1 protein-coding gene is annotated in these 436 nt (G+C 36.7%); it reads left to right on the top strand.

Features of this window, described 5'->3' with window-relative positions:
• Positions 1-436 (top strand): metallophosphoesterase (locus tag LI288_RS14115; protein ID WP_227091083.1); only part of this gene is annotated, 436 nt, incomplete at both ends.

The raw sequence follows: 436 nt of genomic DNA, 5'->3' as shown, positions 1-436 counted from the left end.
ATTTTACAGATACACACTTTAATTGGCACACACATCCCCGCCGCTTTTTAAAATTTGCAAAACACATAAAAAAAACACGACCTGATTTGATCTTGTTCACAGGCGACTTATTTGATAAAGTCAATTGGGCGCAAGCGCATGATGTGAATAAAGTAAAAGAAATTTTAGCAGAACTTGAAGCACCTTTAGAAAAATTTGCGATTTTGGGTAATCATGATTTTTCGCATGAAGGGCACGCGCACTATATAAGAACTTTTTTAGAGGAAGCAGGTTTTACTGTACTTACCAATCAATCGCTTATGTCAGGAACAGTATCATTAACGGGGCTTGACGATTTACGTGAAGGGCAACCAAATTTTAGTATAGTTCCTGAGCAAGGAAAGTTTTCGATTTTAATGATTCATGAGCCAGATACCATTTTGCAAGTAGAATTTCC

Origin of the sequence: Lachnospira pectinoschiza (assembly GCF_020564355.1) — a bacterium.
Lineage (GTDB): Bacteria > Bacillota > Clostridia > Lachnospirales > Lachnospiraceae > Lachnospira > Lachnospira intestinalis.
Note: the sequence above shows the minus strand (reverse complement) of the source record. Positions and strands in the feature narration are given on the sequence as shown.